This is a genomic window from Micromonospora sp. NPDC047521 (assembly GCF_055587305.1).
In genome coordinates this window covers 31,916-53,222 of sequence record NZ_JBVJGN010000022.1, presented here as the reverse complement: position 1 = coordinate 53,222, position 21,307 = coordinate 31,916, and the positions used below count along the sequence as shown (strand labels likewise).

Here is a 21,307-nt window from a genome sequence, read left to right as displayed (position 1 = left end):
CCGTAGCCATCCCACGCCGAAGGTTCAGCAACCGATCCGGCTGGACCCCACCGCGACGTCGTCGTACCAGAGGGTGTCGGCGCCACCGCCGTAGCTCTCCCAGCCCAGCTTCAGGTCGGTGAGCTGCGGACGCCAGGTGCGGTTGTACCACTGGCCGTCGATGTCGTGCGTCGGTGCGCCGTCCGCGGTCAGTCCGGTGACGGCGGTGCCGTCCAGCCAGGTACGGAGCTGACCGGCCGGACCGTCCACCATGAACTCCACGCAGGCCCATCGGTTCGTGGGTAGCGGCAGGCTCTGCGCCACCCCGGCCGGGCTCTGCTCGGGCAGGGTCGCGTCGTCGGAGGCGCGGTTCCACTGCAGGGCACCGTTCTGGCCGCCCAGTCGCAGGTCCTTGTTGCCGTCGGCGGCGTCGGCCATCGTCACCATCGTGGTGTGATCGGTGGGCTGGGCGGTCGTGTGCCGTACCCAGATCCGGGCGTAGCGGACACCGCCCACACTGCTGAGGTTCTTCGTGGACCGGATGAAGACGTGGTTGCAGTAGCCCGCCGCGCCGTTGATCCGGACCGCCCGGCTCCCGCTGTGCGTGGTGGTCGTGTCGACGGTGGCCGTGCCGGCGCCGGAACAGTCCGGGCTCACCACTGCCCAGTCACCTGACGGCGTCGAGCCGGTCTGGCTCTCGAAGCCGTCGCAGAGCAGCGCCCCGGCGCAGCCAGCCGGCGGAGGCGTAGTCGGCGGGGGCGTCGTGGGCGGCGGCGGGGTGGTCGGCGGGGGCGTCGTGGGTGGCGGCGTGGTCGGCGGAGGCGTGGTCGGGGTCGGTCCGGCGCCGTTGCACGGTACGCCGTTCAGGCTGAACCCGGTCGGCGCGCCACCGCTGGAACCGAACGTGCCCTGCACACCGAACTCGGCGGAGCCACCGGCCGGGATGCTGCCGTTGTACGACAGGCTTCGGGCGGTCACCGCCGAGCCGGACTGGCTGACCGTGGCGTTCCAGCCGTTCGTGACGCGCTCGTCCCCGGCGTACGTCCAGGTGACGGTCCAACCGGACACTGCCGTGTCACCGGGGGAAATCTTGATGGTGGCGGTGAACCCGCCTGGCCACTGGTTGGGTGTGTAGTCGACCCGGCAGCCCTGTGCGGCCGTCGCCGGGCCGGTGAGCAGGGCCGTTCCGGTCGCGGTCACGGCTGCGGCCAGCCCGGCGACGACCGCCAGGGTCAGGGCGGGGCGGGCACGGAAAATGGTCATGAAAGGTCCTTCTGCCAAGAACGAGCGGACGGAGGCGGGATGGCGGCGCGCGTCCCGGACGGACGCGGCGCGACAACGCGCCCTGGATGCGGTGCGGCGGTGCGCGACAGCGACTGGTCGGTGCGTACCACCGACGTGCCCGGCTCGGGTGGACCTGTCAGCCGCCGACGGCCCGGTCCCGGACCTCGGCGGTGCCCACACCCAATCTATTGACGAATTCCGATCGAATCAAGCGCTGCGCCGCTGCTGGCCGGCCGCCCGACCGACCCGGCGAATGCGGCGTCGACCGGCTCAGGACGAGCGGAGCTGCTCGCGGAGCCAGGACCTGTCGGGATTCACGAAAGCCCGACCACCGAGCACGACTGTGGGCACCGTCTCGTTGCCGCCCGCCACCGCCCGCACGGCGGCGGCGCCCGCCGGGTCGTGCCAGATGTCGACCCAGTGCGCCCGCCGGGCGAGCCGGCCGAGGGAGAAGCGGAGCTGGAGGCAGTAGCGACAGCCGGGGCGCCAGTACACGACGGGCCGGCCGTCCGCCGCGCTGGCCCGCTGCGCGTCGACCGCGGACACCGAGCGGGGGAACGCCCACGGCGACAGCAGCAGCGCGAGCGCCAGGAAGATCAGCAGCTCGACGCCGCCGACGACCGGCAGACCGGCGGACAGTTGCCGCACCCCCACCAGTACGCCGCACACCGCCACCACGATCGTCGGGCCCCACCGTCGCAGCACGTGGGGACCCTACCCCCGGACGCGGGCCCGCTCGACGCCGCCGGCCGCCCTGGCAGCGCCGACGTGGCGAATGGGGGTTGTCACTCCTGCGGGCGTCAGCGGCATGGGCTGGAGGACCCTTCGCTACGGTGATCAAAACGAGGGGGTGGGACATGGCGCCGGAGCTGTCGCCGCGAAGGGCATGGGCGGTGCTCGTCGCGCTCTCCCTCGCCGCGTTCGCGTTCATCACGACCGAGCTGCTGCCCGTCGGCCTGCTGACCCGGATCGCACCCGATCTCGACAGGTCCCGCTCGCAGGTGGGCCTGCTGGTCAGTGGGTACGCCATCGTGGTCGTGCTGGCGTCCGTGCCGCTGACCCGGCTGACCCAGCGGATCCCCAGGCGTCAGCTGCTCGGCGTCACGATGGTCCTGTTCGCCGCCGCGAACGCCGTCGCCGCGTTCGCGTCGACGTACGCCGTGCTGGCCGGCTCCCGCCTCGTGACAGCCCTCGCCCAGGCGCTGTTCTGGTCCATCGCCACGGCGACAGTGACCGGGCACTTCCCGGTCGCGGTGCGCGGCCGGGTGGTTGCGCTGTTCGCGACCGGGGCGACGCTCGCCCCGGTGCTCGGCGTACCCCTCGGGACCTGGCTCGGGCAGCAGGCCGGCTGGCGGTCGGCGTTCGCGGTGCTGGCCGGGGTCGGTCTGGTGATCGCCGCCGCGGTGCTCGTCCTTCTTCCCTCCTATCCCCCGGCCGCCGGTGGCGCCGCCCGGGGCACCGCGCCGGACGGGCGCCGGTTCGCCCTGCTGCTGATCGCGACCGCCTTCGGCATCGGCGGCTTCATGACTCTGCAGACGTACGTCACACCGTTCCTGCTCGACGTCAGCGGCTTCGCCGACGCGGTGCTGGCGCCGCTGCTGTTCGTCTCCGGTGCCGCCGGTGTCGTCGGCACCCTGGCCGCTGCCCGGACGCTGGACTCCCGGCCGGTCACGTCCCTGGTGACGCCGCTGGCCATCGGTACGGCCTCGCTGTTCGGCCTGTACGCGCTCGGCGCGCTGCGGCCCGGCGTGGTGGCGTTACTCGCCGGGTTCGGCCTCGCCTACGCGGCGTTCGGCTCCGCCGTGCAGAGTCGCATGCTGCAACTGGCGCCGGGTAGCACGGACATCGCGTCGGCAGGGGTCAGCACCGCCTTCAACGCGGGTATCGCCGGCGGATCGCTGCTCGGCGGCGCCCTCCTGCCCAGCTCGGGGGCACGTCCGCTGGCACTTGTGGGCGGGCTGCTGACTCTTGTCGCCCTCCTGCTGCTCGCCGTGGACGCCCGGCGGGCCAGGGCCACCGGACGTGCGCCGGCGGCCACCGGCCCCACGAGTTCCACGGGCCAGAGCCCTCCCGCCCGGACGGTCACGCCGTCCTAGCTCCGACGCCCGTACGCCAGCCGGCGCAGGACGCTCCCGGCCGGCCCGCGCGCGCCGTCAGACCGCCGTCCGCGACCACTGCTGGTTGGCGCCCGTGTTGCACGTGTACTGCTTGAGGACCACGCCGTCCGCGGTCGACGAGGCCGGCACGTCCACGCACTTGCCGCTGTGCCGTGCCCGGAGCTGGAAGTAGCTGCCGTTGGCGACCATCTGGAACTGCTGGTTGCCGCCGGTGCCACAGGTGTACTGGATGAGGTCCGCGCCGTCGGCGGTCGAGGCGCCCACCACGTCGAGGCACTTTCCGCTGTGCCGGCTGACGATGCGCCAGTAGCCGCTGCCCGCGTCCTGGAACTGCCACTGCTGCCAGGCGTTGCCGCCGTACGTGTACTGACCAACGCGCGCGCCGTTGTCGGTGTTCGGCTGCTGGACGTCCATGGCCTTGCCGCTGTGCCGCACCGTGATCCGGTAGAACGACCCCGTCGACGGCGGGGGCGTCGTGGGGCCTCCCCCGATCGTGTCGCCCCACGCGTACCGGATCTGGTCGGCCCCGGAGGTGTTGCGGACGGTCAGGTTCAGGTCGGTGCCGCCGCCGCTGAGGGAGAACATCGAGTACCAGTCGTACCCGATGGTGCCGGGCTTGCCACCGAGGGCGGGCCAGTAGGTGCCGCCCATCTGGTTGTCGCGCATGACCTGGGCCATGGCGCGGATGTGGCGTACGAAGTTGTCGGTGCTGCCCGCGTCGGCGTAGTTACGGCCGTCGTTCATGGGGGCACCGAACTCGGTAGCCACCGCCCGGGACGCGCAGGTGCCGAGGCGGGTCTGGATGTGGCTGCGGAAGGCGTCGTAGGTCATCGCCCCGTAGAAGAAGGCGTAGTGGTGGAAGGACAGCAGCGTCGAGGCGAAGCGGCTGTCGTTGCAGACGTCCCGCAGGTCCTGGCTGAAGCCGGTGCCGCCGATGAGCACCCGGCCGGGCACCGCCGAGTAGTGGTAGCTGAGCCAGTTCGCCGCGACGTCGCGCCACTCCGCCGAGCTGTAGCCGTGCGGTTCGTTCATCGGCTCGAAGTAGACGTTGGGGTTCGCCCCGTACGTGTTGGTCACCGTGGACCACATCGCGTTCCAGGCGGCGAGGTTCGTGATCCTGCCGCCCGAGGCCGCGCCGTCCTCCCAGTACGCCAGGATGACCTTGAAGCCGCGGGCGGTGGCGGCGTCGATGGCGCCCCGGTAGGCGTCCCACCAGGCAGTTCCCACCGTGTGGGTGTTGATGGGCAGCCGGACGGTGTTGACGCCCATCGTGGCGGCCATGTCGTCGTAGAGGGCGTTCGCCTTGGCGCGCACCGTCGCGTTGCTGTCGGAGGCGCTCAGGCCCTGCACGACGAGCGGGCCGGTGCTGAAGTTGTCGCCAAGCACCGCCCAGTTCATGCCCCGGAATCCGCTGGTCGCGGCTGCGGCCGGCGACGCCACGGCGACGACGACGCCAACCAGCACGGTCAGCAGGGCCACCAGGGCGGACAACGCCCGTCGATGTGGTGCCACAGTCGGAACTCCTTGAACAGGGGCCAGCGTCAGCTGGTCACGCGGAAGGTGGCGTCGGCACGGCTCGGCGCGTCGGTGACCGGGTCGAGCCGCAGCAGGTAGTTGTAGTGCCTGATGTAGCGGTCCGGATGGCTGTAGGACTGGAACGACGTCCACGAGGAGCTGGCGAGGCCGGCGACCTGCCGGAAGGTGGCGTCGGCGGCGAACGTGGCGGTGCCGTCGTCGGCTTCCAGCCGGAAGTCGAACCCGTAGTGCCGCAGGTAGCGACCCGGGAAGTTGACCGACTGGATGGACACCGTGCCGGAGCCGGCCAGCCCGGGCACCAGCCGCCACTGGCCGTCCTGGGCGGGGCTCACGTTCGGGTCGATGCGGACGTCGTAGTCGTAGTGCCGCACGTACCGGTCCGGGAAGTTGTACGACTGGATCCGGTTGACGGCGGTGGCGGGCCAGCGGGCGAGGACCCGGCTCTGCTCGGCGGCGGTCAGGTTGAGGATCGAGCCGTGCCGCTTCCTGGTGCCACCCATGGCGTACGAGCCGGACGACGGCAGCCGGTAGCTGCCCGGGTTCGACGGGTCGGTGGTCAGGACGGGCAGGTAGCCGCGCCCGCTCGCGTACTGGTCGAGGTAGAGGACCCACTCGTTGCGGGCGTTGAACCGCATCCACATCGGACCCTCGACCTGGGAGCCGGTCAGCCCGATGCCGGACAGGTTCCCGATCGTGGTCCAGGTGCCCAGGAGGGAGTTGCTGCCCTCGAGGGTGATCTGGCCGTCGCGGGAGGCCCGGACGTAGCGGTAGGCACCGACGCCGGCGGGCACCTCGACGATCTGCGTGTCGATGATCTCCTGGCTGCCGGGCCTGTTGACGTAGACCTGCGGCGTGGTGATGCTGCGGAAGTCCGCCGTGCGCGCGTAGTAGACGCGGTGCTTGGTTGCCCCGTTGAGCGGGACGTTGGTCGCCCAGTACAGGACGTAGTCGCCGGTGGACGGGTTCCAGATCGCCTCCGGAGCCCACGCGTTGCGTCCGTCCGGGATCGCGCCGGCGACGTTGAGCAGCCACGGCGCCGACCAGGTGACCAGGTCGGTGGACTCCCACACGACGAGGTTGCGGCTGCCGTTGTTGATCGCGGCCGACCAGTCCTGGCCGCAGCCGATGCACAGGTCGGTGGCGATGATCCAGTACCTGTCGCCACCGGGCGAGCGCACCAGGGCGGGGTCGCGGACGCCGCGGGTGCCGACCGTGGACCGCAGGACGAGCCCACCGTTGTTCAGGTCCGTCCACCGCAGGCCGTCGGTGCTGTGCGCGAGGTAGATCTGCTGGTCGGTCGACGACTCGCCGGTGAAGTGCGCCATCAGGTAGCCGACTGTCGGGTCGAGTGCGGACGCCTGCTTCGGCGTCGTCGCCGACCAGGTGGTGAACAGCAGGCACGCGGCGACCGCCACCGCGCAGATCCGGGCGAGAGATTTCCGCACTGGCCTGTCTCCTTCTCGCGCGCACGCACGTCGGCGTTAGCGCTAACAGCGTGGGAGCCTCGCACGGCTCAGGGACATCGAACCATCTCGTTACATTCGTGTTGCGGACAAGTGTTAGCGACCGCATCAGGAGTGTCAAGGGATCGACCATGGTCATTGGACAACGCGTGTCCCACAGGCCCGGGGGGCAGCGGCTCCGGGTCGCGACCGGCGACTCATCGGCACCTGCCGTCACTTCGCCGTGCTCAACTGCGCCCTGCTGCGCCACCGCGGGATCGCGGCCCGAGCCCGCTGCGGCTTCGCCACGTACTTCCAACCCGGGTACGGCGTGGACCACTGGATCACCGAGTAGCGGCACGACGGCCGGTGGAGGCCTCCTACCAGGGCAGGACCGGCCCCGACTACGACGACCTCATCGACGCGATCGCCGCCACCTGCGCCACCGACGAAGCCGGCCCCGTCGCGGACCTCTACGCCTCGGCGGACCTCGCGGTGCCCACCACGCTCCTGAGGTGACATACGGGCGGCGGTGGCTCAGTGGCCACGGAACGCCTCCTCCAGCCACCAGGACGCACGCGCCGAGCTGACCTTGGCGTCGACCACCAACGGCCGGGTACGGGGATCGGCGAGCCATCGGCGTACCGGCCCGAGATCGTCGACGGTCCGGACGGTCACTCCGTCGCAGCCGTAACCACTGGCGATCGCGGCCAGGTCCGTCTCGGGGAAGGTGACCGTGTCCAGCGGGTGCCCGTCCGGGCCGAAGTGGTGCACCTCGGCGCCGTACGCCGAATCGTCGTAGATCACCACGAGGAGGGGCAGCGCCAGCCGGACGGCGGTGACCAGTTCGGTCGCGGACATGACGAAGCCACCGTCGCCGACCGCCGCGACGGTGAGCCGGTCCGGTCGGGCGACCGCCGCGCCGAGCGCGCTGGCCAGGCCGAGCCCGACCGACTGGAACGCCTGGGTGAAACAGAAGCCGGCCGCGTCCGGCACGTCGAGCCACATCGACGGGTAGCCCATGAAGTTGCCGGAGTCCACGACCACCGTCCGCTCGGGAGGCAGCAGGTCGTCCAGGGCCGCCGAGAGTGTCCGCGGGTCGATGGTCGCCGGCGCGCCACCACCCTCGTCCTGGTACGGGACCGTCCGCCACCGGCCGTGGTCGCGGATCCGTCGGGCCAGCTCCGGCGTACGCCAGCCGCCGTCCACCGGCCCGGTGGAGCCCAGCCGGGCGAGCACCGCCTCGGCGACCGCCGCCACCTCGCCGGCCACTGTCAGGTCGACCTGGCGGTTCACCCCGAACGCGGACGGGTCGCGGTCCACCTGCACGACGACGGCCGAGGGCGGGATCAGTTCCCCGTGCCGGGTGGTCCACATGTTCAGCGTGCTCCCCCACGCGACGACCAGGTCCGCCGCGCCGATCAGCTCGGCGGTGAGCGGGGTGGCGAAGCCGCCTGCCACGTCGAGGTTCCACGGGTTCCCGGCGAACAGCCCCTTCGCCGCCGCCGACACCGCGAGCAGCACGCCGCACGCGTCCGCGAGCCGGGTCAGCGGTTCCCGGGAGCCCCGGGCGCCCCGCCCCGCGATGAAGACAGGTCGCCGTGCGGCCCGGAGCGCGGCCAGCAACGGCTCGACAGACGGGACGGCGGCCGGGGTCGGCGCGATCGCGGGCACCGGGCCGGACCACGGCTCGGTCACGCTGTGCTGCACCTCCAACGGCAGGCCCAGCACCACTGTCGCGCCCCGGGCGGCCGCCCGGTAGGCCGCCGCCGCGTCCTCTGCCGCGTGCGTCGCGCGTACCCGATGGAAGTCGGCCCCGACCGCGGCGGCGAGCGCCGGCAGGTCGATGAAGAAGTTCGAGCGCGGCGCGGTCGCCTCCGGAGCCAGGACCACCATCGGGGTACGGCTCTTCGCGGCCTCGGTGAGGCCGGTCAGCGCGTTGGTGACACCCGGACCCTGGTGCACCGACAGCACTCCCACCGTCCCGGAGGTGCGGGCGTAACCGTCGGCCATGCTCGCCGCGCCACCCTCGTGGGCCGCCGCCACGAACCGGGCGCCGGCCGCCACGAGAGCGTTCGTGACGTGGAAGTTACCGCTGCCGACCACCCCGAAGACGTGCCGTACGCCGTGTCCGTGCAGCACCCGCCCGACCACCTCGGCTACCAGCATCTGCGGTCAGGTCCTACCGTTCGACAAGCGCGAGAACGCGGCACGGGCTGCCGGACCCGGAGACGATCGGCAGCGGCCCGGCGATCACCACCGCGCCGGTCGGCGGCAGCTGCGCCAGGTTGCGGAGCTGGGTCAGGCCGTACTTCTCCTGGCCGAGCAGGAACGAGTGGCACGGGAACGGCGGGTCGAACGAGTGCGCGGCGCCCGCGTCGGTGCCGACCGTCTCCACCCCGACACCCTGGATCGGGGACTCCTCGGCCAGCCAGCGGGCGCACTCCACGGAGATGCCCGGGGTACGACCGGCGTTGGCGTACCGCTCCGGGTCGTCGCCGTACGCGTCCCAGCCGGTGCGGTAGAGCAGCCAGCCGCCAGCGGGCAGGGCGCCGTTTTCCGCCTCCCACGCCTTGACGTGCTCGACCTCGAGCAGGAAGTCGGGGTTGTCGGCGGCGTCCGTGGTGTGGTCGATCACCACCGCCGGGGCGATCAACTGGCTCACCGGGACCTGCGACACGTCCGCGCCCTGCTGGCCGCTGACCCAGTGCACCGGGGCGTCGAAGTGGGTGCCGGTGTGCTCGCCCGTGGAGAAGTTGTTCCAGTACCAGGCGGGACCACGGTCGTCGTACCTGCTGATCTCGCTGAGCTGGAACGGCCAGGTCTGGCCGAACTGCTCGGGCAGACCGAGGATCGGCGTCTGGTCCGACAGCGGAGCGGTGAGGTCGACGACCTGGATCCGGCCGCTGGAAAGAGCGGCGACAAACTCCTGCAGCACCGTCATGCGGCGACGGTACACCGCAGCGTGATCCACGATGGACCGTCGAACGGAGGGTGTGTCGGCGACTGGACGTCAGGTCACCGTCGCCGGCAGGACGAGGGCGGCGAGGAACAGCCTGTGTGATTCTGTCGGGCGATGCGGTTGCACGGAGGCTGATGGTCGTAGTGTTCCGGTATGGCACAACGACTCGTCAGCGTGTGGCAACCGTTCTTCCTGGCCTGCGAGAGTCAGGGCGCGACCATCGATGCCGCGACCGAGTTGGAGGACCTCGGCTACGCACGGATCTGGTTCTCCGGCGGTTTCGGAGAGAACGTCGCCCCACGCTTCCGGGAGCTTCTCGACGGGACCGCGCGCATCGGGGTCGCGTCGGGGATCGTGAGCATCTGGCACTCGTCGCCGCCCGAGGTGGCGACGTTCGCCCAGGACGCGGAGCGGGCCCACCCCGGCCGGTTCCTGCTCGGTCTCGGCGCCAGCCACGCGGTGGTGGTGGAGGGCGGCGGCACCGACTACCGCAAGCCGTACTCACGGATGGTGGAGTACCTCGACGGCCTGGACGCCGCCGGGCTCCCTGCCGAGCGGCGCGTCCTGGCCGCTCTCGGCCCCCGGATGCTCGGGCTCTCCCGCGACCGTTCGGCAGGGGCGCACCCGTACTTCGTCCCCGCCGAGCACACCGCCGAGGCCCGGACGGCGATCGGGCCGGACCGGCTGCTCGCTCCCGAGGTCGCGGTGGTCCTCGACGGGGACGCCACCACCGCCCGTGCCACCGCGCGGCAGTACACGAGCGGTTACCTCGCACTGCCGAACTACACGAACAACCTGCGGCGATTCGGCTGGACCGACGAGGACTTCGCCGACGGCGGCAGCGACCGCCTCGTCGACGCCCTGATCCCGTGGGGCACGGTCGAGCAGGTCGCGGCCGGGCTGGAGAAGCACTACCAGGCCGGCGCGGACGAGGTGGCGATCCAGGTACTCAACGGCGGCGACGCCACGGCGTTCCCCGCCGACGCGTTCCGCGCTCTCGCCGCAGCCCTGATCTGATTCTCAGAAGACCGGCGAAGGTCAGGGTGTCCAGCGCACGCCCGGGTTCACCCGCCCGGACCAGTCGAAGACCGCCATGTTGTCCCACTGGTTGCCGGTGCCGTTGATGTTGGCCGGGTCCCAGCCGTTGCCGCGGACCGCGTACCAGGTCGGTTCCCAGTAGAAGACACCGACGGCACCCGCGTTGCGGGCGGTGTTCTGGACCCAGTCGAACTCCTGGGCCTGCCCGGACCAGGTCGCGCCGATGCCGTCGCAGGTCGCGTCGCCGATGGCGTTGGGTTCGCTGTCCGCGTTGTTCCGGGTGAAGGGGTACGCGGTCTCCACGATCACCACCGGCTTTCCGTAGCGTCCGCGCAGGTCGACGATGTTGTCGTAGAGGTTCGCCAGGCTGCCGTGCCACATGCAGTAGTAGGACAGTGCTGTCATGTCCCACTGCACGCCCTGGGCGCGGATGCCGTCGTAGAACCAGCGGGCGTTGGCGTTGCTGTCGGCGTTCGCGGTGTGGATCATCACGGGGATTCCGCTGCCGCACGCCTTTGTGGCGTTGTAGCCCTGCTTCAGCAGGCCGGCCAGCGGGGCGAAGTCGTTCTTGACGACCCTGCCCTCGTTCCACAGCATCCCGACGTTGATCTCGTTGCCGATCTGCACACTGTCCGGCGGGGTGCCCTGTCTGCTGAGGCTGGAGCAGACGTCGTAGGTGAAGGCGTACACGTCGGTGCGCAGTTGACTCAGGCTGTGGCCGGCCCACGCGGCCGGCTTGTACTGCTTGCCGGGGTCCGCCCAGGTGTCGGAGTAGTGGAAGTCGACGAGCACCTTGAGGCCCTTCGCCCTGGCCGCCGCCGCCTGGGCCAGCACCCTGCTCTTGTTGTTGTAGCCGCTGACCGGGTTGTTCCAGACGCGCAGCCGGACGTAGTTGACGCCTACGGACTTCAGGATGTCCAGTGGGTCGCGGGCGACACCGCCGGCGTCGTAGTACCTGGCGCCCACATCCAGGCTGCGCTGCAACGAGGAGACGTCGGCGCCCCGCATGTTGAGCGTGTTCGCGGCGGAGACGGGCGCGGGCGTACCCGCGAGCGTGGTGGAGACGGCGAGCACGCCTGCCGCGACAGCCCCGATCAGTGCCCTGGCGCTCACGGGTCCTCCTTCACAGCTGACGGGCCACGCTCAGCCCACGGTGCAGGCGGCGCCGTTGAGCGAGAAGCCGGTGGGCGGCGTGTCGCTGGCGCTCCACCGGCCCTGGATGCCGAAGGTGGCCGAGCCGTCCGGCGCGAGGACCCGGTTCCAGTCGACGTTGCGGGCGGTCACGGCGGCGCCGGTCTGGCCGACCGTGGCGTTCCATCCCGAGGTGGCCTGCTGGTCTCCGGGGAAGCTGAAGGTGACGGTCCAGCCGTCGACAGGTGCCGAACCGGTGTTCTGGACCGTCACCGTGGCCACGAAACCGCCAGGCCACTCGGACTGGTTTCGGTAGGTCACCCGGCAGGTCGAGGGCGGCGGGGTGGGCGTCGTGGGCAGGGTGACCGTGTTGGACGCGATGGACACGTTGCCTGCGGCGTCCTTGGCGCGGACGTAGAACCGGTTCCGCAGCGGATTCGACAGGGGTAGCGACACCGTGTATGTCGTCTCCGGCACGGTGGCGGCAAGCCTCGACGTGAACCAACCGTCGAACTCGTAGATGTTGTACCCCAGCACGCCGACGTCGTCAGTCGACGGGGACCAGGACAGCGTGGCGGTCGAGGCGGTCACCTCGCCGAGGGTCAGGTTCTGCGGCGCGCTCGGCGGGGTGGTGTCCGGGCCGGTGTCCGTCACCGGGGTGACCACGGTCAACGCGTTGCTGACGTTCGAGCGGTGTCCGAGGCTGTCCCGGGCGGACACCCGGAACGTGTACTGCTGGCCCGGCCCGATGTAGTTGGTGATCGTGGTGGTGGTGACGTCCCCGACGCTGGTGCTGAAGCCCAGGTCGCCGAACTCCTGGTAGTACGCGATGTCGTAGCCGGCGATGGCGCAGCAGCCGGGCGTTGCCGCGGTCCAGGTGAGGGTTACCGCCGTGGTCCGTACCTCGGCGGCGGTCAGGTTCGTGGGCGCGCCCGGCGGGAACGGCGAGGTGTTCGGTGTGCTGGCCGCAGTGATCGGCATCGCCCGCGCGGCCGTGGCCGGCTCCGCGGCCACCCCGGCCGCCGGGGCGACCCCGGGGTACGCGGCGGGCGTCCCGGTGCCGGCGTCGGCCGCCGATGCGGCGCTCAGAGCGGTGCCGAGCGCCGCGGTCGACAGGGCGACGGCGGCCACCATGAGGCGGAACAGCGGGGACGAGGAGACACCTGTCATACGTACGACAATGCGACCATACATCGATGATCGCCAACGTGTCCCAGCAGTCGGTCATCGGCGTGCCGGAGCGACGCGCCCCCGCCCCTTGACAACGGCGGCGGGGACCGCGTCGCTCCACTCACCGAACAGGCTTGTCGCGGCCGGTCAGGAGACCGGCTCGAACGACCACTGGCTGGTCCACCAGTTGGCGGGCGCGGCGCCGTACTGGATGCTGCCTGTCATGTTCTCGGTATGGGCATAGGTGCCCTTCCAGCGGTTCCTCAGGCGCAGGCGACCGTCGACGGACTCCTGGGTCCACTGCGCCGACCAGTAGGCGCCGGGCACCACACCGGTCTGCAGGTTGCCTGTCTGGTTCTCCACGTGCAGGTAGTTGCCTGTGGCACGGTTCTTGAGCCGGACGTAACCGTCGACGTTCTCGACTGCCCACTGGGCGGACTGGTCGGTGGCGGAAGCGGCGACGTACCTGGCGGTGCCGCTGCCGTCGTCCTTGGCGTACTGGCCGGTCTGCCGGTTCTTCAGCCGCTGGTAGGACAACGGGTAGCCGCCGTCCTTCTTGTAGACGCGGAGGTAGTCGACGCTCCAGGTCTTGGGCCAGACGTCGTTGTGCTGACCGGAGCCGGCGTCGGTGTAGATGCCCATGATCAGCCCCATCGGCATGTTGGGGGCATCGTTGATCGTCCGGTAGAGCTGGCCGTCGTAGTAGAACTTGATGTCGGTGGGAGACCACTCCATGCCGTACGTGTGGAACTCGGTGGTCGGCGACCCGCTGGGAACGGGCGCGATCGACGCGTACGAGCTGGACAGGAAGTTCGGGTCGCCCCAGCCGTGGGCGGCGATCCGCCAGTTGTTCGGCTCGTTGAAGAACGTCTCGACCATGTCGACCTCGGGGTTGCGCGATGCGCTGGAGGTGTCCCCGGTGCCGACCAGCCAGAGCGCCTGGTGGCCACCTCCGCCGACGTTCGACTTCTTGGCGCGCAGCTCGACGTAGCCGTACTGGAACGTGTAGCCGTTGAAGTCGGGCTCGTGGTGGTTCAACGGCATCGAGCCGTTGAACCTGTGCCAGTAGTCCTTGTTGTAGGTCTGGATCGAGGAGATCTTGACCGTGCCGTCGTACTGCGGATTCCAGGCCGGGGTGTCGGCGTCGAGCCGTTGGGTGAGCACGCCGTCGGCGATGGCGTAGCGCGCCTTGGCACCCAGCTCCCGGTTGGCCGGGGAGGTCCAGTGCGGCAGGTAGTAGGGCAGCCAGCGGTTCGTGTCGAGGGTGCTGACGTCGAACTCTTCGGAGAAGTCGAGCGTGTAGCCCGGCTTGGCGAGCGGGCTGGGCGGGGTGTCCGCTGCCTGGGCCGACGGGGCGGTGACGACGCCGGCGAGGGTGACGCCGAGGATCATCGAGCCCGCTGCGGCTAGAACTCTTCGAAAGCGATGCGCCATGAGGCACTCCCGGGGGAAACGAAAGAAAAGTTCTTTCGGAATATGCCGGTGAGCTCTGGCGCTGTCAAGAGCCATCGGTCAAGAGCTCTGCGCGCACCGCGTCCCGGGCGGTCTCGACAGCGCCGATGACCACGGCGTCGTCTCCCAACGCGGAGATCGCCAGACCTGGCAACTCGTACAGGATCTCGGCGAGGTGACGCCGCACCGGCTCCATCACCGTCTCACCGGCGCGCGCGACGCCGCCGCCCACCACCACCAACTGCGGGTCCATGGCGAGAACCATGGCGCCCACTCCCTCGGCGAGTGCCCGCGCGTAGTCGTCGACGGCCTCGACCGCGCGCCTGTCCCCCCGCCTGGCCTGCGCGAAGACCCACTCGCGCGAATTCATGCCGGGAGCGACCCCCGCGTCGGAGAGCAGCTTGCGGGGTGCCGCCTCCCAGCCCAGGCCCGGGTGCCGGCCGATCTCTCCGGCAGCCCCGCGGCCGCCGCCGAACGGCCTGCCGTCCACCAGGACGCCGACGCCGAGGCGGTGCCCGGCATGCACGTACAGGACGTGGTCGACCCCCTGCGCGGCACCGACCCGGTGCTCGGCCAGGACCGCGAGGTTCGCGTCCTTGACAGCGCTCACCGGGCAGTCCAGACGGGCGGTGAGTTCCTTGGCCAGTGCCGTGCCGGTCCAGTCCGCAATGGCCACGCTCAGCCGTACGACACCGTCGGTGATGATGCCCGGGGAGCCGGCGCAGGCCGCCCACAACCGTGGCGAGTCGGCCGGCATCGTCCGTCGCAGCAGGTTGACAGCGGCGTCGATGCGCCCGGTCGGGTCCAGGTCCGGGTGGATGGCGGCCCGTGCGGCCGCCACCTGCGCGCCGGCGAGGTCGGTGATCCGCACCGACACCGCGTGCGCCCCGATGTCGAGGCCGGCCAGGATGCCCGCGTCCGCGGCGAAGCGGTACCGCTGCGCGGGCCGTCCTCCGGTCGGGGCGTTGTCGAATCCGTCCAGAACCAGGAGCCGGGACTCCACCAGCGAGGTCAGGATGCCCTGCACGGTGGGGCGGGACAGCCCGGCCTCCCGGGCGACACCGCTGATGGTCAGCGAAGGCCCCTCGTAGAGGAGCCGCAGCACACGACGCGTGTTCAGGTGCCGTAAGGCGCTCTGGTCCCCGCCTGGAAGAGCATCACCTACGGTCATTCGCTGCCCCTTGACGTGCGTTCGTAGACGGCTCACTATAGCGAACGCAAGTTTCCTTCGAAACTACTCCTGCCCTGGGAGACCTTATGAAGTCCATGACATCCGTGAAGAGTGCGCTCAGCGCGGCAGCCGTGCTCCTCGCGCTCGGCGCGTGCGCACCCGGCAGTTCCTCCGGCGAGGAACCGGCCGCCGACGCGAACACGCCCGTCCAGACCGGCGTTCCGAGCGGACCTGTGGAACTCAACCTGATCGCCACCCCCGAGTCGGGGGCCGCCATGAAGGACATCATCCCGGCGTTCCAGACGAAGCACCCCAACGTCAAGATTAAGTACGTCGACACCACGTACGACGACTACAACAAGTCGCTCAACCTCGCGCTGTCCAGCGACACCTCGCCCGACATCGTGCTGCTCAACGCGGTGGGCACCACGGTCAAGGACCAGCTGATCCTCAACCTCCAGCCCTATGCCAAGGCGTACGGCTGGGAGTCGGCGTACCCGGCCGGACAGCTCAACCAGTGGCGGGTCGCCAAGGACGGCACCACCCTCGGCTCCGGCGACCTGTACGCGGCACCGGCGTCCTTCTCCCAGGTCGGCCTGTACTACAACAAGGCCAAGTTGAAGAAGCTCGGCATCGCCGCGGCTCCGGCCACACTGGAGGACCTGGAGGCCGCGCTGGCCAAGGCCAAGGCCGGCGGTGAGACCCCGCTCCAGCTCGGCAACAAGGAGGGCCACGCCGCCTTCCCGATCCAGCTCATCGGGCAGTCCACGGACGGCCCGGGGGCGTACGCCAAGTGGGTCTTCGGCGAGGGCGGAGCCACCTTCGACACCGCCGGGAACGCCAAGGGCGCCCAGAGCATCACCGACTGGGGTACGAAGGGCTACTACTCCAAGGACGCCAACGGCATCGACCTCCAGGGCGCGGTGGACAAGTTCACCAAGGGCGACGGCGTCTTCTTCGTCGACGGATCCTGGGACTCCAAGAAGATCGGCGACGCACTGAAGGGCGACGCCGGCTTCGTGCCCTTCCCCGGCCCGAAGGCCACCGCGATCGGCACCTCGGTCGCGTACGGGATCTCGCGCAAGTCGAAGAACGCGCAGGCCGCTGCCGCCTTCCTGGACTTCCTGCGCGGCCCGGAGGCCGCCAAGGCCTCCTTCGCCCAGGGCTTCCTGCCCTCGGACGCCTCGACCGTGACCGCCGAGCCGGGCACGATCTCCGCCGAACTGGTCGCCGCGTGGAACAAGGTCAACGCCGATGACGGGCTCATCGGGTTCAACAACAACGCCACCGCGACCATGAACGACACCCTGGTCGCCGAGACCCAGAAGCTGATCGCCGGCAAGAGCGACACTGCCGCGTTCGTCCGGGCCGTCCAGGCGGACTGGGCCAAGACGCATGGCTGACAGCCTCGCGAACCGCGTGACCGTCCGGGACCGTACCGTCGTCGCACCCGCGACGCCGGTGCGGGCCCGGCGGTCGCGGGCACGACTCGTACCGCTGCTCTACACCGCGCCGGCGCTGCTCTTCTACGCGGCCTTCGTGATCGCACCCTGGGCGCACAGCCTGTGGATCTCGTTCTGGGACTGGAACGGAATCGGCGTCGCCACCTGGGCCGGGCTCGACAACTACCGGGAGATCCTCGCCGACCCGGCGCTGCGGCTCTCCCTGATCCACGCCTTCGGGCTGATCATCTTCTACTCGGTCATCCCGATCGGTCTCGGCCTGGTGCTGGCGTCGCTCGTCGCGAACGTTCCCTGGAAGGGCATGCCCTTCATCCGGACCGTGATCTTCCTGCCGCAGATCCTTCCGCTCGTCGCGGTCGGCAGCGTGTGGAAGCTGTTCTTCGACGATGAGGGACCGTTCAACGCGCTGCTGAGCGCGGTCGGCCTGTCCGACTTGACCCGGGCCTGGCTGGGCGACTTCACCTGGGCCTATCCGGCGGTCGGGGTCGTCGGCACCTGGGTCTCGACCGGGCTCTGTTTCCTGCTGCTGTACTCCGGCATCGGCAAGATCGACCCGTCCCTCTACGAAGCCGCCCGGCTCGACGGCGCCGGCGCGATCCACGAGTTCTGGCACGTCACCGTGCCAGGGCTGCGCCGGGAACTGTCGGTGGCGGCGACCGTCACCGTGATCGCCGCCCTGGCCAGCTTCGACGTCGTCTACGTGATGACCGCCGGCGGCCCCGGCGAGTCGACGATGGTGCCCGGCGTCGCCATCTACCGGCTGACCTTCACCGCCGGGCAGGTCGGCACCGCCTGCGCGCTCGCCGTCGTCCTGTCCCTGTTGACCTGCGCGATCATGTTCGCCCTGAACCGCCTCACCCGGGAGAAGCCATGATCCGGTCGCTGACCCGGTTGTCGCTGCTGGCCGCCGCGGCCTCGGTGCTCGTCCCCTTCTACGCGATCCTCGCCGCATCACTGCAACCACAGGACAATCTGAGCCCAGGGCTGGCGTGGCCGTCGGATCCGCAGTGGCACAACTACGTCGACGCCTGGTCGACCGGCGGATTCGCCGACCTCATGCGGTCCAGTCTGATCATCGCGCTCGGCGTCGTACCCCTCGCGGTGGTGCTCGCGACACTCGCCGGATACGGGCTGGCGACGATGCGGCTCGCCGTCCGGGGACCGATCTTCGCGTTACTCATGCTGGGCCTGGCCCTGCCGTACGAGTCGATAGTCATCCCGCTCTACTACGACCTCAAGTCGATCGGTCTGCTCAACACCTACTGGGCGGTCATCCTGCCGCTCATCGGGGCATTCATGCCGTTCGGGGTGTTCTGGATGCGCAGTCACTTCGAGTCGCTGCCCCGGGAACTCACCGAGGCCGCCGAGATGGACGGCGCGTCCGGCGGGCAGATCCTGCGCCGGATCCTGCTGCCCACCGCACGGCCGGCGCTCACCACTCTCGGCCTTCTCTACTTCATGTGGGCGTGGAACCAGTTCCTGCTCGCGCTGATCCTCATCCAGGACCCGGCGATGCGCACGGCACCGTCCGGGCTCGGCAAGTTCATCCAGGCCTACGGCCGCAACATCCCGCTGCTCAGTGCCGGAACGATCATCGTCATTGTGCCCGTGGTCATCCTCTACCTCTTCTTCCAGCGCCACTTCGTCAAAGGCATCCTTTCCGGCGCCATCAAATAGGAGACACCTGATGTCCATCACTCTGGCGATCGTCGGTGCCGGAGCGCGAGGCGCTGCGTACGCGCGGCTCGCCGCCGGCACCACAGAAGCCACGATCGCAGCTGTCGCCGATCCCGACCCCGCCCGCCGCACCGCGCTGGCCGACGAGTTCGACGTACCCGCGGAGCACCGGTTCGCCTCGTGGGAAGACCTCGCCGCACACCCCCGGCTCGCCGACGCGGTGATCGTCGCGACCCCCGATCGCGCGCATGTCGAGCCGGTGGTGGCCTTCGCCGGACTCGGCTACGCGATCCTGCTGGAGAAGCCGATGGCGCCGCTGCCCGACGAGGCGGAGCGGATCGTCAATGCGGCAGTCGACAACGACGTTCTCCTCGCCGTCTGCCACGTGCTCCGCTACACGCCCTACTCGCGGATCCTCAAGGGGCTGCTCGACACCGGACGGATCGGCGCCATCGTCAGCATCGACCACCTGGAGCCCGTCGGCTGGTGGCACCACGCCCACAGCTACGTACGTGGCAACTGGGCGGTGGAGGCCGAGTCCTCCTCGATGCTGCTGGCCAAGTCGTGTCACGACATCGACTGGCTCGGCCATCTCATCGACCGACCGGTCCGGCGGGTCTCCTCCTTCGGCGGCCTCGCCCACTTCCGGCCGGAGAACCGCCCGGCCGGGGCGACCACGCGCTGCGTCGACTGCCCGGTCGAACGATCGTGTGCCTACTCCGCGGTCCGGATCTACGAACGTTTTCTCGGTGACCCCGTCCACGAGGCGTGGCCGCTGGGCGTACTCACCGACGACGTCAGCGCGGACGGCGTCCGAAAAGCCCTGGAGGACGGCCCGTACGGCGTCTGCGTCTACGCGGGCCGCAACGACGTCGTCGACCACCAGGTGGTCAATCTCGAATATGAAGGCGGCACCACCGTCGCGTTCACCATGACGGCCTTCACGGCGCTCGACTTCCGCAAGACCCGGATCTTCGGCACGCTCGGCAGCATCGAGGGCGACGGCCGCACCCTGCGCGTCCACGACTTCCTCACCGACACCGTCGAAACCATCGACCTGGATCCCGCCGGCGACGCCTCGGCCGCCGACGGACACGGCGGCGCTGACGGGGCACTCATCGAGGCGTTCATCGCGGCGGTCTCCACCGGGGACCACTCACTGGTCACCTCCGGGCCCGAGGAGAGCATCTCCTCACACCGGGTCGTCTGGGCGGCCGAGCAGTCCCGCGCCACGGGCAGCGTCGTCGAGCTCAGTCCCGCCACGGCGATGTAGGCACGGGCGGGCCGACCGCCGAACGGAACCCGGGGTGATCGACAGGTGATCGCCCCGGGCGGGAGGACTGTCGAGTCAGGAGCATGGGGGACGCCGCCCTACCGCCTCTCGACAGCGCCAGGTTCAGCGGCCAGGGCGCTCCGCTCACCCCGTGCCGGCACCGGTTGCCAGCGGATCTCTGCGGCACTAGCTTGGAACTGATCGACGAGCGTCTACATTGCAAACATCGGGGGCCCGCATGTCCGCGTCTGTCACTCGTCGCGCCGTCCTGGCCGGTGGCGCCGGTGCCGCCGTGGGCCTGGCGCTGCCCGGCACCGCCGTCCAGGCCGGTGGCCACCGCAGCGCCAGCGTGAGCTTCACCCTCGACGCGAGAACGCTCGACGGCGGTGAGCAGGTCACCTCGGTCACCCTCGACACCAGCCGGCTCGGCCCGATCGATCCCGCCGGGCTCAGCCCCGGCACGTTCACCGTGCATGCCAAGGCCACCAGCCCGATCCCGATCGCTCCCGGCGACCTGATCTTCAGCGAGTACGACCTGGACCGCACGGTTACCGCGGCCCGGCTCGACCGGCACGGAAACATCGTGCTGGAGCTCAGCTCCGCCGAAGGTCAACTCGGCGGTGGCACCCTCGGCTACATCGTGAGCAGGGGCCGCAACGTCCGGCTGGATCTCGTCTACACCATCACGCAGAACACCCCGCTCGTCCGCCGACACGGCCCGCCGCTCACCATCACGCGCTTCGTGCAGGGGCGGCTGTCGAACCCGGAGGTGGACGCCTTCAGCCACCACGTCTCGGGCTCGGGCCTGAAATACCGGCTGTACTCCCCCGACCACTCGCCCCGGCACGGTCGGCGGCCGCTGATCCTCTGGCTGCACGGCGGCGGCGAGGGCGCCTCACTGCCCGACGACTACTACGACAACGAGACCACGCTGCGCGCCAACCGCGGGGCACTGGGCTTCGCCACCCCGGAGGCTCAACGAATCTTCTCCGGCGCGTACGTCGTCGCTCCGCAGAGCACCTCCTACTGGATGGAGGACGGCCCCCGGTTCGCCCCGCTGATCCGCGAGGTCGTCCACGACCTCGTACGCCGCAAGCGTGTCGACCCCGACCGGATCTACGTGGTCGGTTGCAGCAACGGCGGCTACATGTCGCTGGAGATGACAGTCGCCTATCCCGACCTGTTCGCCGCGTCGGTGCCGATCTGCGGCGTCGTCGAGCCGCTCAGCGGGGAGGGCCCGCCGTTGATCACCGACGCGGAGCTGGCGAGCATCCAGACCCCGACATGGCTGGTCACCTCGCGTGACGACGACACCGTGCCACCGGAAACCAACACGATCCACGCCCACGACCTCATCCCGGGATCACTGATCACCCTGTACGACCATGTCGTCTGGAACGGCTACCAGTTCCCCGGCCACTGGTCCTGGATCTACGTGGCCCGCAACGACCCGAGTCACAACGGCAAACACATCTGGCAGTGGATGGTCCGCCGTCACCGCTGATCAGCCGTGTCCACACCCGCCACCGTGGCGCATCCGTAGCCGTGGCATGAACGGATACGGGCTGGCGGGACGTGTGGCCGTGGGCCATGGTGTGAGCGTGCTCGTCGT

At 70.2% G+C, this 21,307-nt stretch carries 19 protein-coding genes; 9 read left to right on the top strand and 10 right to left on the bottom strand.

All coding sequences use genetic code 11. The features are described from left to right. Window positions 1-24 precede the first annotated feature (24 nt). Together ACZ6N8_RS29625 and ACZ6N8_RS29620 are read right to left on the bottom strand one after the other, a co-directional pair. On the bottom strand, window positions 25-1,242 hold the full coding sequence (locus ACZ6N8_RS29625; RefSeq protein ID WP_466014171.1) for a cellulose-binding domain-containing protein: 1,218 nt from the start codon (window positions 1,240-1,242) through the stop codon (window positions 25-27). Window positions 1,243-1,533: 291 nt separating this feature from the next. Next, entirely contained in the window at window positions 1,534-1,968 is a 435-nt protein-coding gene (locus ACZ6N8_RS29620) for a glutaredoxin domain-containing protein (RefSeq protein WP_466014169.1), read from the bottom strand. 152 nt (window positions 1,969-2,120) lie between these two features. Between ACZ6N8_RS29620 and ACZ6N8_RS29615 the strand changes: the two genes are divergently transcribed. Beyond that, window positions 2,121-3,359: an MFS transporter gene (locus tag ACZ6N8_RS29615; RefSeq protein WP_466014167.1), complete on the top strand. Its 1,239-nt coding sequence runs from the start codon at window positions 2,121-2,123 to the stop codon at window positions 3,357-3,359. Window positions 3,360-3,416: 57 nt separating this feature from the next. Here ACZ6N8_RS29615 and ACZ6N8_RS29610 read toward each other — a convergent pair whose 3' ends face one another. Both ACZ6N8_RS29610 and ACZ6N8_RS29605 read right to left on the bottom strand, forming a co-directional pair. Then, a complete protein-coding gene (locus ACZ6N8_RS29610; RefSeq protein ID WP_466014165.1) occupies window positions 3,417-4,892 on the bottom strand; it encodes an RICIN domain-containing protein in 1,476 nt (491 codons plus the stop codon). Window positions 4,893-4,921: 29 nt separating this feature from the next. Then, complete coding sequence (locus ACZ6N8_RS29605) at window positions 4,922-6,361, bottom strand: glycoside hydrolase family 43 protein (RefSeq protein WP_466014163.1); 1,440 nt, start codon at window positions 6,359-6,361, stop codon at window positions 4,922-4,924. Between the two features lie 142 nt (window positions 6,362-6,503). On the opposite strand from ACZ6N8_RS29605, the gene ACZ6N8_RS29600 reads away from it, so the two are divergent. Both ACZ6N8_RS29600 and ACZ6N8_RS29595 read left to right on the top strand, forming a co-directional pair. Beyond that, window positions 6,504-6,713, top strand: a complete 210-nt coding sequence (locus ACZ6N8_RS29600; RefSeq protein ID WP_466014194.1) for a transglutaminase domain-containing protein — start codon at window positions 6,504-6,506, stop codon at window positions 6,711-6,713. Between the two features lie 14 nt (window positions 6,714-6,727). Continuing rightward, window positions 6,728-6,877 carry a hypothetical protein gene (locus ACZ6N8_RS29595; protein ID WP_466014161.1) on the top strand — a complete coding sequence of 50 codons (150 nt, stop codon included), beginning with the start codon at window positions 6,728-6,730 and terminating at the stop codon, window positions 6,875-6,877. 18 nt (window positions 6,878-6,895) lie between these two features. On the opposite strand, the gene ACZ6N8_RS29590 is transcribed toward ACZ6N8_RS29595, so the two are convergent. Further along, complete coding sequence (locus ACZ6N8_RS29590) at window positions 6,896-8,527, bottom strand: thiamine pyrophosphate-binding protein (RefSeq protein WP_466014160.1); 1,632 nt, start codon at window positions 8,525-8,527, stop codon at window positions 6,896-6,898. Window positions 8,528-8,540: 13 nt separating this feature from the next. After that, on the bottom strand, window positions 8,541-9,302 hold the full coding sequence (locus ACZ6N8_RS29585; protein WP_466014159.1) for a cyclase family protein: 762 nt from the start codon (window positions 9,300-9,302) through the stop codon (window positions 8,541-8,543). A 171-nt stretch (window positions 9,303-9,473) separates the two neighbouring features. Here ACZ6N8_RS29585 and ACZ6N8_RS29580 point away from each other — a divergent pair, with 171 nt between their 5' ends. Further along, the gene (locus ACZ6N8_RS29580) at window positions 9,474-10,337 is read left to right on the top strand and encodes a TIGR03620 family F420-dependent LLM class oxidoreductase (RefSeq protein ID WP_466014158.1); all 864 of its coding nucleotides are present in this window, start codon (window positions 9,474-9,476) and stop codon (window positions 10,335-10,337) included. 21 nt (window positions 10,338-10,358) lie between these two features. Here the strand turns inward: ACZ6N8_RS29580 and ACZ6N8_RS29575 are convergent, their stop codons facing one another. From ACZ6N8_RS29575 to ACZ6N8_RS29560, 4 genes are all read right to left on the bottom strand, one after another. Then, window positions 10,359-11,471, bottom strand: a complete 1,113-nt coding sequence (locus ACZ6N8_RS29575) for a glycoside hydrolase family 53 protein (protein WP_466014156.1) — start codon at window positions 11,469-11,471, stop codon at window positions 10,359-10,361. Window positions 11,472-11,501: 30 nt separating this feature from the next. Then, window positions 11,502-12,659 carry a cellulose binding domain-containing protein gene (locus ACZ6N8_RS29570; RefSeq protein WP_466014154.1) on the bottom strand — a complete coding sequence of 386 codons (1,158 nt, stop codon included), beginning with the start codon at window positions 12,657-12,659 and terminating at the stop codon, window positions 11,502-11,504. A gap of 147 nt (window positions 12,660-12,806) precedes the next feature. Further along, window positions 12,807-14,093 (bottom strand): family 16 glycosylhydrolase, encoded by a 1,287-nt coding sequence (locus ACZ6N8_RS29565; RefSeq protein WP_466014152.1) that lies wholly within the window; start codon window positions 14,091-14,093, stop codon window positions 12,807-12,809. 64 nt (window positions 14,094-14,157) lie between these two features. Next, complete coding sequence (locus tag ACZ6N8_RS29560; protein ID WP_466014150.1) at window positions 14,158-15,282, bottom strand: ROK family protein; 1,125 nt, start codon at window positions 15,280-15,282, stop codon at window positions 14,158-14,160. 95 nt (window positions 15,283-15,377) lie between these two features. Here ACZ6N8_RS29560 and ACZ6N8_RS29555 point away from each other — a divergent pair, with 95 nt between their 5' ends. From ACZ6N8_RS29555 to ACZ6N8_RS29535, 5 genes are all read left to right on the top strand, one after another. After that, on the top strand, window positions 15,378-16,685 hold the full coding sequence (locus tag ACZ6N8_RS29555; RefSeq protein WP_466014148.1) for an ABC transporter substrate-binding protein: 1,308 nt from the start codon (window positions 15,378-15,380) through the stop codon (window positions 16,683-16,685). Between the two features lie 16 nt (window positions 16,686-16,701). Next, complete coding sequence (locus ACZ6N8_RS29550) at window positions 16,702-17,619, top strand: carbohydrate ABC transporter permease (RefSeq protein WP_466014147.1); 918 nt, start codon at window positions 16,702-16,704, stop codon at window positions 17,617-17,619. After that, window positions 17,616-18,422 carry a carbohydrate ABC transporter permease gene (locus ACZ6N8_RS29545; protein ID WP_466014145.1) on the top strand — a complete coding sequence of 269 codons (807 nt, stop codon included), beginning with the start codon at window positions 17,616-17,618 and terminating at the stop codon, window positions 18,420-18,422. Before ACZ6N8_RS29550 ends, ACZ6N8_RS29545 begins: the two co-directional genes overlap by 4 nt. Before the next feature lie 10 nt (window positions 18,423-18,432). Further along, on the top strand, window positions 18,433-19,695 hold the full coding sequence (locus tag ACZ6N8_RS29540; protein ID WP_466014143.1) for a Gfo/Idh/MocA family protein: 1,263 nt from the start codon (window positions 18,433-18,435) through the stop codon (window positions 19,693-19,695). Between the two features lie 238 nt (window positions 19,696-19,933). Next, window positions 19,934-21,199, top strand: coding sequence for a prolyl oligopeptidase family serine peptidase (locus tag ACZ6N8_RS29535; protein WP_466014141.1), 1,266 nt, complete (start codon window positions 19,934-19,936; stop codon window positions 21,197-21,199). The last annotated feature ends 108 nt before the right edge of the window (window positions 21,200-21,307 follow it).

What these genes read in the sequence shown, in the direction of transcription:
- ACZ6N8_RS29625 (WP_466014171.1), bottom strand. Translation starts at nt 1,242, where the DNA reads ATGACCATTTTCCGTGCCCGCCCCGCCCTGACCCTGGCGGTCGTCGCC.
- ACZ6N8_RS29615 (WP_466014167.1), top strand. Translation starts at nt 2,121, where the DNA reads ATGGCGCCGGAGCTGTCGCCGCGAAGGGCATGGGCGGTGCTCGTCGCG.
- ACZ6N8_RS29590 (WP_466014160.1), bottom strand. Translation starts at nt 8,527, where the DNA reads ATGCTGGTAGCCGAGGTGGTCGGGCGGGTGCTGCACGGACACGGCGTA.
- ACZ6N8_RS29585 (WP_466014159.1), bottom strand. Translation starts at nt 9,302, where the DNA reads ATGACGGTGCTGCAGGAGTTTGTCGCCGCTCTTTCCAGCGGCCGGATC.
- ACZ6N8_RS29580 (WP_466014158.1), top strand. Translation starts at nt 9,474, where the DNA reads ATGGCACAACGACTCGTCAGCGTGTGGCAACCGTTCTTCCTGGCCTGC.
- ACZ6N8_RS29570 (WP_466014154.1), bottom strand. Translation starts at nt 12,659, where the DNA reads ATGACAGGTGTCTCCTCGTCCCCGCTGTTCCGCCTCATGGTGGCCGCC.
- ACZ6N8_RS29565 (WP_466014152.1), bottom strand. Translation starts at nt 14,093, where the DNA reads ATGGCGCATCGCTTTCGAAGAGTTCTAGCCGCAGCGGGCTCGATGATC.
- ACZ6N8_RS29560 (WP_466014150.1), bottom strand. Translation starts at nt 15,282, where the DNA reads ATGACCGTAGGTGATGCTCTTCCAGGCGGGGACCAGAGCGCCTTACGG.
- ACZ6N8_RS29555 (WP_466014148.1), top strand. Translation starts at nt 15,378, where the DNA reads ATGACATCCGTGAAGAGTGCGCTCAGCGCGGCAGCCGTGCTCCTCGCG.
- ACZ6N8_RS29545 (WP_466014145.1), top strand. Translation starts at nt 17,616, where the DNA reads ATGATCCGGTCGCTGACCCGGTTGTCGCTGCTGGCCGCCGCGGCCTCG.
- ACZ6N8_RS29540 (WP_466014143.1), top strand. Translation starts at nt 18,433, where the DNA reads ATGTCCATCACTCTGGCGATCGTCGGTGCCGGAGCGCGAGGCGCTGCG.
- ACZ6N8_RS29535 (WP_466014141.1), top strand. Translation starts at nt 19,934, where the DNA reads ATGTCCGCGTCTGTCACTCGTCGCGCCGTCCTGGCCGGTGGCGCCGGT.